Source organism: Kitasatospora paranensis (genome assembly GCF_039544005.1).
GTDB classification, from domain to species: Bacteria; Actinomycetota; Actinomycetes; order Streptomycetales; family Streptomycetaceae; genus Kitasatospora; species Kitasatospora paranensis.
On the sequence record NZ_BAABKV010000001.1, the window covers coordinates 3,665,619 to 3,678,130 of the forward strand.

Here is a 12,512-nt window from a genome sequence, read left to right on the forward strand (position 1 = left end):
AAGGGGACCTTCCGTGGCGGCCGTTGATCTGGTCGCGTCCGGCTGAGGGTGTCCGGACACGTTGGTCTCGGGAGGGTGGGGCTGCGGACCGAGGTACGGCCGTCGTCACACCCGCGCGCACCGGCTCGGGCCGACCGCCAAGACGCCGCAATGCCTGGAGGATCCTCCGAAGGATCACCGCCCGCACCCACGAAACTCTGGCAACCCGCCCAGGTGCCGATACCCCATGGTACTGGTGCCCGGCGTGTCGGATGGCGCCCCATCGACAACACCGGAATCAGGAGGACTCTTCCGCGAGCGCGCGCAGCCGGCTCAGGGCCCGGTGCTGGGCGACCCGGACGGCCCCGGGGGACATCCCGAGCACCTCGCCGGTCTCCTCGGCGGACAGCCCGGCGGCGACCCGGAGCAGCACGAGTTCGCGCTGGCGGGCCGGCAGGTTGGAGAGCAGTTCCTTGATCCAGGCGGCGTCGCTGCTGAGCAGCGCGCGCTCCTCGGGGCCGAGCGACTCGTCCGGGGTCTCCGGGAGGTCGCCGGGGGGATCACGGTGGAGCCGGGGCCCCGCATCGCGGCCCGCTGCAGGTCGGCGATCTTGTGGGCGGCGATGCCGTAGACGAACGCCTCGAACGGCCGCCCCTCGTCGCGGTAGCGCGGCAGGGCGCAGAGCACCGCGACGCAGACCTCCTGGACGACGTCGTCCACATGGTGCCGGGCGCCGCCGGGCAGCCGCACGAGACGGCCCCGGCAGTACCGGACGGCGAGCGGGTGGACGTAGGCGAGCAGGGCGTCGACGGCCGGGCCCTCGCCCGCGACGGCGGCCGCCACCACCTCGTTCAGCTGCGGTGACGGGCCGTTCCCGAGGACGGGACGGCGCGCCGCGGCGGATTCGGCGTACGACGCCGCACCCGGGCCGTCGGGCTCCGCCTCGTCGGGCCGCTCCACACCGGGGGCGGCGGGCTCGTCGTCACGCATCGGTCCATCGTGCCTGGTCGCCTCCGGGAACGCGGCACCGCGTCCGGAGTTGTGCACCGGAACGTTATGCGTGGCCGCCGTTCGCACCGCACCGCCTCCCGCCCGTGTGCCTGCCGTGCCTGCTGCGGTCGCACTCGTCTCCGCAGTACCTGTCCGCTGGTTCCCGAGGTGCTCCACTCCTCCATGGTGCAGCCTCGGGAGCGCGGCGTCACACGTCCGGGCGAGGGAACCGTCGGACGGCACCCTCTCAGCGCACCAGACCCCAGCGGAAGCCGAGCGCCACGGCGTGCGCACGGTCGGATGCGCCGAGCTTCTTGAACAGGCGCCTGGCGTGCGTCTTCACGGTGTCCTCGGAGAGGAACAGCTCGCGGCCGATCTCCGCGTTGCTGCGCCCGTGGCTCATGCCCTCCAGCACCTGGATCTCGCGGGCGGTGAGCGTGGGCGCGGCCCCCATGTCGGGGCTGCGCAGCCGGCGCGGCGCGAGGCGCCAGGTCGGGTCGGCGAGCGCCTGGGTGACGGTGGCCCGCAGCTCGGCGCGCGAGGCGTCCTTGTGCAGGTAGCCGCGGGCGCCGGCGGCGACCGCGAGGGCCACGCCGTCGAGGTCCTCGGCGACGGTGAGCATGATGATGCGGGCGCCCGGGTCGGCGGACAGCAGCCGCCGGACCGTCTCCACCCCGCCGAGGCCGGGCATCCGGACGTCCATCAGAACGAGATCGGAGCGGTCGGCCACCCAGCGGCGGAGGACCTCCTCACCGTTCGTCGCAGTGGTCACCCGGTCGACGCCGGGCACGGTCGCGACCGCTCGGCGAAGCGCCTCCCGGGCGAGCGGGGAATCGTCGCAGACGAGTACGGATGTCATGACCGTCCTCCGCAGCTGATCCGCGTCACGTTGAGCCTCCTGGCTGGTACGAACTCTCTCCGACACGGCCGATTGGCGACGGACCCCGTTCTGATCGCCGATGCCACCGCGATCGTTCCCGACGTCCAGCGCCCGCTAACCGCCTCCGTACATCCAACGACCGTCACTCGAATGAGTTACGGCCTTCGGGGCCATCTCCACCACTGTACGTGGCCGACCCATCACGCATCAGCCACCTCGCGGTGCACACGCCGCAGTTTTGTGCAGCTCGTGCGCGGTCCGTGCGGCGCGTGCGCCCGGATCCGGGGCCTCGCGCCCCCGGAGCGGACTCCGTGCCACCCGATTGCCACGCGGAGCCTGCCGGAGGTCATGCCCCATTTGTCCGTTTTTATAGCTTCTATACGGTCATTGACTGTTGTGTCCGTGTGTGGGTGACTTGTCCTGGTGGGTGGCGTAAGTCATATTTCCAGGTGTCCGTACCGGCCCCGTGCAGCCTCGCCGCAGCCGCAGGCCCCGAGTCCTCAGCCGTCGAGTCCTTAGCCCCGAGTCCCAGCCCCGAGTCCTGAGCCCTTGAGAGGAAGAGCCATGGCAGATTTCTCCCGCCTCCCCGGCCCCAACGCAGACCTCTGGGACTGGCAGCTCTCCGCCGCCTGCCGCGGCGTGGACAGCTCGCTCTTCTTCCACCCCGAGGGCGAGCGAGGGGCCGCGCGCAGCTCGCGCGAGGCGAGCGCCAAGGAGGTCTGCATGCGGTGCCCCGTCCGGGCCCAGTGCGCGGCACACGCGCTGGCCGTCCGCGAGCCGTACGGCGTGTGGGGCGGCCTGACCGAGGACGAGCGCGAGGAGCTGCTGGGCCGTGCCCGCCACCGTCAGCTGGTCGAGGTGCCGCTGGCGATGCCGGCCGGCATCCGGCGCTGAGCGCCCGTCAGGGTCCGACGGGACGCACGTCACCGGAGCACCGGCGAGGAAACGTTTCACCGTCGTCGGCGGCGGACCGCTCAGCGGGCGGTGGCCGCCCCGCCGAGCCGGTCGAGCATCAGGGCCACGGCCGGCACGCCCGCCAGGTCGGGCAGCGTCAGCGCCACCACCCGCCGCACCGCCGGCTCGCCGGACGCCGTCCGCAGCGGCATCGCCGCCACCCCCGCGCGTCTGACCGTCTCCAGCGCCAGCGCCGGCAGCACCGCCACCCCGAGCCCGGCCGCCACCAGCCCCACCACCGCCGGGTAGTCGTCGGTGGCGAAGTCGATCGCCGGCTCGAAGCCCGCCGCGCGGCACAGCTCGACCAGATGACCCCGGCACTGCGGGCAGCCGGCGATCCACTGCTCCCGCGCCAGCTCCGCGAGGTCCACCGGCGCGTCGCCGCGACCGGCCAGCGGGTGCTCCTGCGGCACCAGCACCACCAGCGGATCGTCCAGCAGCGGCCGCACCACCAGGTCGGACCAGTCGGTGGCGGCGGCCGAGGCCGCCGCCTCCAGCACCGCCTCGGCCCGCGCCTGCCGGGCCGAGGCGTGCGGGGAGGGCACCGCGGCGGCGCCGCCCTGCGACTCGGGGTAGCGGAAGGCCAGCGCCACCTCGCACTCGCCGGAGCGGAGCATCCCGAGCGCCTCCGGCGGCTCGGCCTCCACCAGCGAGACCCGCACGCCCGGCTGCACGCTGCGCAGCCGGGCGACGGCGCGCGGCACCATCGTCGAGCTCGCGGTCGGGAAGGAGACCAGCCGGACCCGCCCGGCGCGCAGCCCGGCGATCGCCGCCACCTCCTCCTCGGCGGCGGACAGCCCGGCCAGGATGCCGGCCGCGTGCTTCAGCAGCACCTCACCGGCCTCGCTGAGCTGCATCCCCCGGGCGGAGCGGACGACCAGCGGGGTGGCCACCGACTTCTCCAGCGCCTTCATCTGCTGGCTGACGGCCGGCTGGGTGCATCCGAGTTCCCGGGCGGCGGCCGAGAAGGAGCCGGTCCGGGCGACGGCGCGCAGGACGCGCAGGTGACGGGCCTCGATCATGCGCCCAGGGTATAAGCCCGCCTTGGGTCGGCGGGCGCGTCCGGCGCCGCACGCCGCACGCGGCGCGGACGGGCCGCGGACACGCCGGAGGCCCGGCCCCCGCCGCGCGGGCGGGGGCCGGGCCTCCGGAGGACGGACCTGCGTCAGTGGGAGTGGCCGTGGCCGCCGTGCGAGTGGCCGTGGCCGCCGTCGGCCTCCTCCTCCTTCTTCTCCACCACGAGGGTCTCGGTGGTGAGGAGCAGGGAGGCGATGGAGGCGGCGTTCTCCAGGGCGGAGCGGGTGACCTTGACCGGGTCGATGACGCCGGCCTTCAGCAGGTCGCCGTACTCGCCGGTGGCCGCGTTGTAGCCGAAGCCGGCGTCCAGCTCGGCGACCTTGTGGGTGATGACGTAGCCCTCGAGACCGGCGTTCTGGGCGATCCAGCGCAGCGGCTCGGCGAGCGCCTTGCGGACGACCGCGACACCGGTGGCCTCGTCGCCGGACAGGCCGAGGCCGCCGTCGAGGACCTTGGCGGCGTGGACGAGCGAGGCGCCACCGCCGGCGACGATGCCCTCCTCGACCGCGGCGCGGGTCGCGGAGATGGCGTCCTCCAGACGGTGCTTGCGCTCCTTGAGCTCCACCTCGGTGGCGGCGCCGACCTTGATGACGCAGACGCCGCCGGCCAGCTTGGCCAGGCGCTCCTGCAGCTTCTCGCGGTCCCAGTCGGAGTCGGTGGCACCGATCTCGGCCTTGATCTGGCCGACGCGGCCGGCCACGGCCTCCGAGTCACCGGCACCGTCGACGAGGATGGTCTCGTCCTTGGTGACGGTGATGCGGCGGGCGCTGCCGAGCACGTCCAGACCGGCCTGGTCGAGCTTGAGGCCGACCTCCTCGGAGATGACGGTCGCGCCGGTGAGGACGGCGATGTCACCGAGGATCGCCTTGCGGCGGTCGCCGAAGCCGGGGCCTTGACGGCCACCGCGTTGAAGGTGCCGCGGATCTTGTTCACCACGAGGGTGGACAGCGCCTCGCCGTCGACGTCCTCGGCGATGATCAGCAGCGGACGCGAGGCGCCGCCCTGCAGGATCTTCTCCAGCAGCGGGAGGAGCTCCTGGATGGAGGAGATCTTGCCCTGGTTGATCAGGATGTACGGGTCCTCGAGGACCGCCTCCTGACGCTCCGCGTCGGTCACGAAGTACGGCGACAGGTAGCCCTTGTCGAACTGCATGCCCTCGGTGAACTCGAGCTCGACGCCGAAGGTGTTGGACTCCTCGACGGTGATGACACCGTCCTTGCCGACCTTGTCGATCGCCTCGGCGATGAGCTCGCCGACCTGGGTGTCCTGCGCGGAGAGGGACGCGACGGCGGCGACGTCGTCCTTGCCCTCGATCTCGCGGGCGATCGAGAGGAGGTGCTCGGAGACGGCGGCGACGGCCTTGTCGATGCCCTTCTTCAGGGCGGCCGGGCCGGCGCCCGCGGCGACGTTGCGCAGGCCCTCGTTGACCAGGGCCTGGGCGAGCACGGTCGCGGTGGTGGTGCCGTCACCCGCGACGTCGTTGGTCTTGGTGGCCACCTCCTTGACGAGCTGCGCGCCGAGGTTCTCGTACGGGTCGTCGAGCTCGACCTCGCGGGCGATCGTCACACCGTCGTTGGTGATGGTGGGGGCGCCGAACTTCTTGTCGATGACGACGTTGCGGCCCTTGGGGCCGATGGTCACCTTGACGGTGTCGGCCAGCTTGTTGACACCGCGCTCCAGCGAGCGGCGGGCGTCCTCGTCGAACTGCAGGATCTTCGCCATGTTCCCGTTTCCTCAGGGGGTTGTGCGGATGGACCAACAGGCACGCCCCGGCCCGGGTCAGTGCTGACGCGGTTCCGGGGCGTGCTGTGACGGCTTACTTCTCGATGATGGCGAGAACGTCGCGAGCCGAGAGGACGAGGTACTCCTCGCCCTGGTACTTGACCTCGGTGCCGCCGTACTTGGAGTAGAGGACGATGTCGCCGACGGCGACGTCGAGCGGCAGGCGCTGGCCATCCTCGAAGCGGCCCGGGCCGACGGCCAGGACGACGCCCTCCTGGGGCTTCTCCTTGGCGGTGTCCGGGATAACCAGGCCGGAGGCCGTGGTGGTCTCGGCGTCGAGCGGCTGGACCACGATGCGGTCCTCGAGCGGCTTGATGGCAACCTTGGTGCTGGTGGTCACGTCCGAGCTCCCCTTCGGAGATTACGGGGTTGTCTAACAGGGATGGGCGATGTCTGCACGCCTGCCGTCGCGGGGGTCAGGCGAACTCCGTCGCGTTGGCACTCGCCCGGGGGAGTGCCAGGAACGACCATAGGCCGCTGTTAGCACTCAGTCAACCAGAGTGCCAACGGCGCGGCCCGCAGAATCGCGGAGAAACCGAGTACCCGTACTCAGGTGCGGCCGCCGCGGGGCCGGGCAGACTCCCACCCGTGACCGAGACCGCCGTGCCGCGCCGCCGTCCGCAGCCCGTCGCCGACCTCCTCCTGATGCTCGCCCTCATCGCCCTCCAGGCCCTGGCCGGCTGGTGGACCCTGCTCGTCCTGGGCCTGCACACCTGGGCCGAGCCGCCGCGGAGCGCGGCCGAACAGGCCGCCGCCCCCGTCGACTGGACGCCCTACCGGGTGCTGGGCGGGTTCGCCCTGGCCGCTCTCCTGGTGGCGGTCCTCGCGGGCCGCCGCCGACTGTGGATCACCGCCACCGTGCACGGACTGCTGGTGGCCGCCCTGGCGGTCGGCGCGCTCGCCGCGCATGCCTCCGACGTGCGCGACCGCGAGCGGCTGCGGCCGCACCCCTGCCCTCGGGTTACCAGCCGTGCTTCAGCGGCAGCAACAACTGCGTCGGCGGCTGATCCGGCCGACCGGGACAATGGCGGGGTGGAGATCGAATCGTTCCGGGCCCTGCTGACCGACGAGGGCCAGGCGCTCCTGGCCGAGCTGCGCGGATTCCGCGAGGCGGACGAGCTGGCGCTGGCGACCAGGCTGCGGCGCAGCCACCCGGCCGAGCTGGTCCGGGCCGCGTTCGAGCAGGCCCGGCTGCGGCAGCGGGCCGCCGCCAAGTTCGGCGCCGACGCGGAGGCCATGTACTTCACGCCGGACGGCGTCGAGCAGGCCACCCGGCGCAGCGTCGCCGAGTGGCGGGCCGGGCGTTTCGCCGCGCTGGGCGTGCGGCGGCTCGCCGACCTGTGCTGCGGCATCGGCGGCGACGCGATCGCGCTGGCGCGGGCGGGCGTGTCGGTGCTCGCCGTCGACCGCTCCGAGCTGACCTGCGCGGTGGCCGGGGCCAACGCGGCGGCGCTGGGCCTGGCCGACCGGATCGAGGTGCGCTGCGCGGACGTCGCCGACGTCGATCCGGCCGGCTTCGACGCGGTGTTCACCGACCCGGCGCGGCGTACCGCCCGGGGCCGGGTGTTCGACCCCGAGGCGTACTCCCCGCCGCTCTCCTGGGCGATCGAGGCGGCCCGCCGCACCCCGTACGGGGCGCTCAAGGTGGCGCCGGGCATCCCGCACGCCCTGGTACCGGACGGAGCGGAGGCCGAGTGGGTCTCCGACCGCGGCGAGGTGAAGGAGGCCGTGCTGTGGTTCGGCACCGGCGCGGCCGACCCGTACCGGGCGACGCTGCTGCCCGGCGACCACACGCTGACCGGCACGGGCACCCCGGCGACGGCCGGGCCGGTGGGGCGGTACCTCTACGAGCCGGACGGCGCGGTGATCCGGGCCGGCCTGGTCTCCGACGTCGCCGGGCAGGTCCGCGGGCGGCTGATCGACCCGATGATCGCCTACGTGACCTCGGACGAGCTGGTGGCCACCCCGTACGCGCACGCCTACGAGATCGGCGAGGCGCTGCCGTACAACGTGAAGCGGCTGAAGGCGCTGCTGCGGGAGCGCGGCGCCGGCACCGTGGTGATCAAGAAGCGGGGGATGGCCGTCACCCCGGAGGAGCTGCGCCGGCAGTTGCGGCCGAGCGGCCCCCACGAGGTGACGGTGATCCTCAGCCGGACGGACCACGGCCCGCTGATGATGCTGGGTCAGCCGGTCGGCGCGGCGACGTAGTCCTCCAGCCGGGCGACCGCGAAGCCCTGCTCCTGGATCCGGCTGAGCAGTTCGCCGAACATCGCGGTCATGGTCTCGCCCTTGAGGTCCTTCGGGCCGCGGAAGTGGGCGAGGATGATGTCGCCGGGGCGGAGCTTCTTGTCGGCGGTCTGGTACTGCATGTCGTGGATCTGCATGGTCTCGCGCCAGAGCACCACCGCGCGCGGGCCGCAGGCCTGCACCGCGGTGTTCAGCGCTGCGGTGTGGGCGCCGTCTCCGTACGGCGGGCGGAACAGCAGCGGCGGCGTGCCGTACTCCCGGGTGAGCGCGGTCTGGTCGTCGCAGACCTCGCTCTTCTGCTTCTCCGGGGAGGCCTTGCTCATCACCGGGTGGTCGACGGTGTGGTTCTGGATGTGGTTGCCGAGGGCCTGCAGCGGCTTGAAGTAGCCGTAGTCGCCGCTGATGATGTCGCGGGTCAGGAACATCGAGAACGGCACCCTGAGGTCGTTCATCATGGCGACGAACTTCGGGTCCTTCTCGGCGCCGTCGTCGAGGGTGACGAAGACGACCCGGTCGCTGGTCGGCACCGCGCTGAAGACCGGCACCTGACCGGTGCGGGTGAGCTTGATCGGCTTGTCGGCGGGGGCGGGCGGGGCCGCGGGCAGCGGCTTGAGGCCCCACTTGGCCCAGGCCGCGTCGGAGGCGCCCGGGGCCGCCGGGGAGGCCCCGGTGCTCGCCGTGCCGCCCGGGGCGGCGGTGTCCTGCGCGGGGGCGCCTGCGTCCTGGGCCTGGCCGGCGCCCCGCCGCCGCAGCCGCTGACGACCGTGAGGAGCGCCAGCACTCCCGTCGCAGCCCACCATGACCTCTTCAGCACAGCATGCCCCCACCCCGTGTTCAGCGAACTCTCAGGAAGGCACGCTACTCGACGTGGCGGCTGGTGAAGGACCAGCGGTGCACCGGGCGGGCCAGCAGGTCGCCGGGCGGGTCGGGGACGGCCGCCGGAGCCCCCGCCCACCAGGTGATCAGCAGCACCCGGTCGCCGTCCGCGGTGAGCAGTTCGGCGCGTTCGGGGCCGGCGGTGCGCAGCGCGGGCAGCGCGGTGTCGCGGGCCCAGCGCTCCAGGTCGGCGGCCCGTCCGGCGGCGGCCCGGGCCTCCCACATCAGGGCCGAGGTCACCGCAGCGACTCGTGCGCGGCCGCGTGCAGGTCGGTGTGCGGCACGTGGGTCTCGGTGACCGGCAGCGAGGAGTCCGCGGACAGGTCGAAGGCGGACGGGGTGCGGCCCCGGCGGACCATCTCGGAGCCGAGCGCGGCGACCATGGCGCCGTTGTCGGTGCACAGGCCGGGGCGCGGCACGCGGAGCACGATGCCGGCCTTGTCGCAGCGCTGCTGGGCCATCTCGCGCAGCCGGGAGTTAGCGGCGACGCCGCCGCCGATCATCAGGTGGTCGACGCCGTTGTCCTTGCAGGCGCGGACGGCCTTGCGGGTGAGGACGTCGGTGACGGCCTCCTGGAAGGAGGCGGCGACGTCGGCGACCGGCACCTCCTCGCCGGCCCGGCGCCTGGCCTCGACCCAGCGGGCGACGGCGGTCTTCAGGCCGGAGAACGAGAAGTCGTAGGCGGGGTCGCTCGCCGTGCTGAGGCCGCGCGGGAAGGCGATGGCCCTGCCGTCGCCGTCGCGGGCCATCCGGTCGACCACCGGGCCGCCGGGGAAGCCGAGGCCGAGCACCCGGGCGACCTTGTCGAAGGCCTCGCCGGCGGCGTCGTCGATGGTGGCGCCGAGCGGGCGGACGTCGCTGGTGATGTCGGTGGACATCAGCAGCGAGGAGTGGCCGCCGGAGACCAGCAGCGCCATGGTCGGCTCGGGGAGCCGGCCGTGCTCCAGCTGGTCGACGCAGATGTGCGAGGCGAGGTGGTTGACCCCGTACAGCGGCTTGTCGAGCGCCCAGGCGTAGGCCTTGGCGGCGGAGACGCCGACCAGCAGGGCCCCGGCCAGGCCGGGGCCGGCGGTGACGGCGATGCCGTCGAGGTCGGAGGCCTTGACGCCGGCGGTGTCGAGAGCCCGCCGGATGGTGGGGACCATCGCCTCCAGGTGGGCCCGGCTGGCGATCTCGGGGACGACGCCGCCGTACCGGGCGTGGTCGTTGACGCTGGAGGCGACGGCGTCGGCGAGCAGTGTGGTGCCGTGGACGATGCCGACGCCGGTCTCGTCGCAGGAGGTCTCGATACCGAGGACGAGCGGTTCGTCAGCCATTCTTCGGGTCCTTCGCATCGTGCGGGGGTGGTCGAGTCGCATGACGAGCGCGTCGACGTTCGCGGGCTGGTAGTAGCCGCGGCGGACGCCGACCGGGCGGAAGCCGAAGCGCTCGTAGAGCCGCTGGGCGCGCAGGTTGTCCACCCGGACCTCCAGCAGCAGTTCGGTGCAGCCGCGGGCGGCGGACTCCTCGACCAGGTCGGTGAGCAGCGCCGCGCCCAGGCCGCGGCCCTGGATCCGGTCGTCGACGGCGATGGTCTGGACGTCGCCCTCGACGCCGACCGTCATGAGGCCGGCGTAGCCGACGACGGTGCCGTCGGGTGCGGCGGCGACGGTGTAGTGCCGGGTGCCGCCGGGGTGGGCCTCGGCCAGTTCGGACCAGTACATGCCGCGCGACCAGGCGTCCTCGGGGAACAGCCGCAGTTCGAGGTCCATCACCGGTTCGATGTCCCACCAGCGCATCGGCCGGAGGGTGATCGCGGTCATGCCGGGAGCACCGCCTTGTAGCCGGCCGGGACCTGGGCGTCCGGGCGGCGCAGGTAGAGCGGGCTGTTCGGCAGCAGTTCGCGGCCGGCCGCGAGCTCGCCGGCGGCGAAGTCGGCCAGCGCGCCGGCCGAGACGTGCTCCGGTCCGGCGGCGCCGGGGAAGGTGTCGGGGTACAGCAGCGCGCCGGCGCCGACGGACCGCTCGGGGGCGGCCAGCTCGGCCGGGCGGTCGACGGACGGGCCCGCGGTGCGGGCGCCGTCGGCGTCGTAGGAGGCCCAGTAGACCTCCTTGCGGCGGGCGTCGGTGGCGACGGTGAACGGCCCGGTGAGGCCGTCGCGGCGGGCCTGGTGGGCGATCGCGTCGAGGGTGCAGACGCCGTGCACGGGCAGGCCGAGCGCGTGGCCGAGGGCAGCGGCGGTGACCAGGCCCACCCGCAGGCCGGTGTAGGGGCCGGGGCCGACACCGACGGCGATCGCGGTGATCTCGCGCTTGTCGACGCCCGCGGCGGCCAGGACCTCGCCGATGGTGGGCAGCAGGAGTTCGCCGTGCCGTCTGGCGTCGACCTGGTAGGACTCGGCGATGACGGTGGCGCCGTCGTGGACGGCGGCGGTGACGGCGGGGGTGGCGGTGTCGAACGCGAGCAGCAGCACGCGTCCAAGGTTAGACCGACGGGGGCGCGGCGGTGGACGGGCCCGGGGGCCGCGCGGGCACGGGCGGGGCGTTCAGGGCCCGGTGAGCCGCTCCAGCAGGGCCATCGCGGCGATGACGGTGCGGCGCTCCTCGTCGGTGCAGCGGTCCTGCAGGGCCCGGGCGAGCCATTCCTCGCGGGCCTGCCGGTCGCCCTCGACGAGCTCGCGGGCGGCGCCGGTGAGGCTGACGAGCTGTCGGCGGCCGTCCTCGGGGTCGGGCCGGCGCTGCACCAGCCCGCGTTCCTCCAGGGCGGCGAGGGTGGCGGCGACGGACTGCGGGCGGACGCGTTCGGCGGCGGCGAGGGCGCTGGCGGAGGCGGGGCCCTCCTTGCTGAGCCGGCTGAGGACGGAGGCCTGGGACGGCGTCAGTTCGTTGCTGTCGCGGATCTCCCGGAGCCGGCGGCGCAGCCGGCCGAACACGACCCGCAGGTCGCTCGCCGCGCGGGCCGCCGACTCGGAGATGCCGTCGATGGTCTCGTCCATGCCCCCAGGATAGGGCCATCAGCCCGAACTGTTCAGTCCGGACTTATCATATGGCCCGGTATTCCTGACGGCCCGTCGGGCCGTTCCGTCCCCACCAGGGGAACACACCATCGGATCGCGCCGGTTCGGCGACCGGGACCTGGCACGATGGAGCCCACACACACGCGGGGGCGAGCGGCGGGAGCGTACGTGGTGAGGATGGGCCCTGGCGCCGTGGTCGTCGGCCTGACGGCCGCGGCCATGGCGGTGGTGACACTGCTGGCCGTGCAGGCCGAGGGCGCCCGGTCGGACACCGCGGCGCGGCCTGCGGCCTCGGGCAGCACGGCCCCCTCGCCCAGCACCGGCCCCGCGCCCACCGCGCCCGCCCTGCCGGCCTCGTCCGGCACCGGCTACCGGGTGGTCTACTCGATCGGCGCCCGCCGGGTGTGGCTGGTCGACCCCAACAAGGACCAGCAGATCCAGGCGTCCTTCGCGGTCACTCCGGGTTCGGTGGAGCCCACGCCGGGCTCGTACAGCGTCTACAGCCGCGCGGCCACCGGGAAGGGCACCGACGGGCGGCAGATCGAGCACGTGGTGCGGTTCACCCAGCAGAGTGGCGTGGTGTTCGGCTTCAGTGCGGCGCTGGACGGCGCGACGCCGCCGGCCGACACCAAGGTGCACACCGGCGGCATCCGGACGGCACGCGCCGACGGACAGCTGATGTGGGACTTCGCCCCGACCGGCACCCGGGTCGTGGTGACCGGCTGACGAGGG

11 protein-coding genes and 4 pseudogenes are annotated in these 12,512 nt (G+C 73.7%); 4 read left to right on the forward strand and 11 right to left on the reverse strand.

The window, feature by feature from the left end:
* Window positions 1-277: 277 nt before the first annotated feature.
* Both shbA and ABEB13_RS17530 read right to left on the reverse strand, forming a co-directional pair.
* Window positions 278-969, reverse strand: a pseudogene (gene shbA, locus ABEB13_RS17525) (RNA polymerase sigma factor ShbA).
* Window positions 970-1,216: 247 nt separating this feature from the next.
* On the reverse strand, window positions 1,217-1,828 hold the full coding sequence (locus tag ABEB13_RS17530) for a response regulator transcription factor (RefSeq protein ID WP_014136228.1): 612 nt from the start codon (window positions 1,826-1,828) through the stop codon (window positions 1,217-1,219).
* 585 nt (window positions 1,829-2,413) lie between these two features.
* On the opposite strand from ABEB13_RS17530, the gene ABEB13_RS17535 reads away from it, so the two are divergent.
* A complete protein-coding gene (locus ABEB13_RS17535) occupies window positions 2,414-2,743 on the forward strand; it encodes a WhiB family transcriptional regulator (RefSeq protein ID WP_100889810.1) in 330 nt (109 codons plus the stop codon).
* A gap of 80 nt (window positions 2,744-2,823) precedes the next feature.
* On the opposite strand, the gene ABEB13_RS17540 is transcribed toward ABEB13_RS17535, so the two are convergent.
* The 3 genes and pseudogenes from ABEB13_RS17540 to groES form a co-directional block, all read right to left on the reverse strand.
* Complete coding sequence (locus ABEB13_RS17540; RefSeq protein ID WP_345706271.1) at window positions 2,824-3,825, reverse strand: LysR family transcriptional regulator; 1,002 nt, start codon at window positions 3,823-3,825, stop codon at window positions 2,824-2,826.
* A 143-nt stretch (window positions 3,826-3,968) separates the two neighbouring features.
* Window positions 3,969-5,602, reverse strand: a pseudogene (groL, locus tag ABEB13_RS17545) (chaperonin GroEL).
* A gap of 94 nt (window positions 5,603-5,696) precedes the next feature.
* Complete coding sequence (groES, locus tag ABEB13_RS17550; RefSeq protein WP_095874482.1) at window positions 5,697-6,002, reverse strand: co-chaperone GroES; 306 nt, start codon at window positions 6,000-6,002, stop codon at window positions 5,697-5,699.
* A gap of 305 nt (window positions 6,003-6,307) precedes the next feature.
* Here groES and ABEB13_RS17555 point away from each other — a divergent pair.
* Window positions 6,308-6,613, forward strand: a pseudogene (locus tag ABEB13_RS17555) (DUF6234 family protein); the annotation flags it as partial.
* A gap of 81 nt (window positions 6,614-6,694) precedes the next feature.
* Window positions 6,695-7,870, forward strand: a complete 1,176-nt coding sequence (locus ABEB13_RS17560; RefSeq protein ID WP_345709709.1) for a class I SAM-dependent methyltransferase — start codon at window positions 6,695-6,697, stop codon at window positions 7,868-7,870.
* On the opposite strand, the gene ABEB13_RS17565 is transcribed toward ABEB13_RS17560, so the two are convergent.
* The 6 genes and pseudogenes from ABEB13_RS17565 to ABEB13_RS17590 form a co-directional block, all read right to left on the reverse strand.
* Window positions 7,846-8,709, reverse strand: coding sequence for a polysaccharide deacetylase family protein (locus ABEB13_RS17565; protein ID WP_345706272.1), 864 nt, complete (start codon window positions 8,707-8,709; stop codon window positions 7,846-7,848). The genes ABEB13_RS17560 and ABEB13_RS17565 overlap by 25 nt on opposite strands.
* 58 nt (window positions 8,710-8,767) lie before the next feature.
* The gene (locus ABEB13_RS17570) at window positions 8,768-9,025 is read right to left on the reverse strand and encodes a hypothetical protein (protein ID WP_345706273.1); all 258 of its coding nucleotides are present in this window, start codon (window positions 9,023-9,025) and stop codon (window positions 8,768-8,770) included.
* Window positions 9,022-10,101: a tRNA (adenosine(37)-N6)-threonylcarbamoyltransferase complex transferase subunit TsaD gene (gene tsaD, locus ABEB13_RS17575; protein WP_100889804.1), complete on the reverse strand. Its 1,080-nt coding sequence runs from the start codon at window positions 10,099-10,101 to the stop codon at window positions 9,022-9,024. The genes ABEB13_RS17570 and tsaD overlap by 4 nt, the downstream gene beginning before the upstream one ends.
* A gap of 51 nt (window positions 10,102-10,152) precedes the next feature.
* Window positions 10,153-10,587 (reverse strand): annotated as a pseudogene (gene rimI / locus ABEB13_RS17580) (ribosomal protein S18-alanine N-acetyltransferase); the annotation flags it as partial.
* Entirely contained in the window at window positions 10,584-11,237 is a 654-nt protein-coding gene (gene tsaB, locus ABEB13_RS17585) for a tRNA (adenosine(37)-N6)-threonylcarbamoyltransferase complex dimerization subunit type 1 TsaB (RefSeq protein WP_345706274.1), read from the reverse strand. The gene tsaB and the pseudogene rimI, both read right to left, overlap by 4 nt.
* A 72-nt stretch (window positions 11,238-11,309) precedes the next feature.
* Window positions 11,310-11,759, reverse strand: a complete 450-nt coding sequence (locus ABEB13_RS17590; RefSeq protein ID WP_345706275.1) for a MarR family winged helix-turn-helix transcriptional regulator — start codon at window positions 11,757-11,759, stop codon at window positions 11,310-11,312.
* 198 nt (window positions 11,760-11,957) lie between these two features.
* Between ABEB13_RS17590 and ABEB13_RS17595 the strand changes: the two genes are divergently transcribed.
* On the forward strand, window positions 11,958-12,506 hold the full coding sequence (locus tag ABEB13_RS17595) for a hypothetical protein (RefSeq protein ID WP_345709710.1): 549 nt from the start codon (window positions 11,958-11,960) through the stop codon (window positions 12,504-12,506).
* Window positions 12,507-12,512: the final 6 nt, after the last annotated feature.

Coding starts and splice junctions, on each gene's coding strand:
- ABEB13_RS17530 (WP_014136228.1), bottom strand. CDS start 1,828: ATGACATCCGTACTCGTCTGCGACGATTCCCCGCTCGCCCGGGAGGCG.
- ABEB13_RS17535 (WP_100889810.1), top strand. CDS start 2,414: ATGGCAGATTTCTCCCGCCTCCCCGGCCCCAACGCAGACCTCTGGGAC.
- ABEB13_RS17540 (WP_345706271.1), bottom strand. CDS start 3,825: ATGATCGAGGCCCGTCACCTGCGCGTCCTGCGCGCCGTCGCCCGGACC.
- ABEB13_RS17565 (WP_345706272.1), bottom strand. CDS start 8,709: ATGGTGGGCTGCGACGGGAGTGCTGGCGCTCCTCACGGTCGTCAGCGG.
- tsaD (WP_100889804.1), bottom strand. CDS start 10,101: ATGGCTGACGAACCGCTCGTCCTCGGTATCGAGACCTCCTGCGACGAG.
- ABEB13_RS17590 (WP_345706275.1), bottom strand. CDS start 11,759: ATGGACGAGACCATCGACGGCATCTCCGAGTCGGCGGCCCGCGCGGCG.
- ABEB13_RS17595 (WP_345709710.1), top strand. CDS start 11,958: ATGGGCCCTGGCGCCGTGGTCGTCGGCCTGACGGCCGCGGCCATGGCG.